Annotated in this window: 1 protein-coding gene; it reads left to right on the plus strand. The window is 51.9% G+C overall.

From position 1 onward, the window contains the following. On the plus strand, positions 1–267 hold a 267-nt coding region (locus MOPEL_RS18170), incomplete at its 5' end, for a hypothetical protein (protein ID WP_217994542.1). Between the last annotated feature and the right edge of the window lie 267 nt (positions 268–534).

Below are 534 nucleotides of genomic sequence, written 5' to 3' on the forward strand. Positions count from 1 at the left end.
TGCTCGAATAAGACCACAGTATCAGTTTACGAAAATCGAAAGCTTGCCCTGCAACTCGACGCTTTGCGTACAGAACCCGCCTGTTGCAAATCAAGGTGTTGCCTGCTCAGCAAAGCTGAGCAAGCAACACCGCAGCTGCAAATCGTAGATTTGCAACGCGCAGCAACACTTCGATTTGCAGCAAAAGCGACGCTAAAGTTCAGGATGCACAGCTTCGCAAAGGTTGCTTCGCGTGCTTGCAAACCTTCGGCTGCTCAGCAAAGCTGAGCAAGCCGCCTCGCCTTGCACCTCCTACGGCTGTGCAGCCGCCTGCTTGTGTCCCCTGCACGGCTTGCTTGCAAATCACGGGGTCACTTTGTGACCTCGCAGCTGCAAATCGTAGATTTGCAACGCTACGATTTGCGTACTTGCTCAGCTTCGCTGAGCAAGTAAGAACTACGTTCGGTAAGCAAGGGACAGTGTGGGCGAAGCGTTGTAAATCGAAGGGTTACAAAAGCTACGCTAAAGTTAGCGTAGCAACACCTTGATTTGCAC

This window comes from Mobilicoccus pelagius NBRC 104925 (assembly GCF_000247995.1).
GTDB classification, from domain to species: Bacteria; Actinomycetota; Actinomycetes; order Actinomycetales; family Dermatophilaceae; genus Mobilicoccus; species Mobilicoccus pelagius.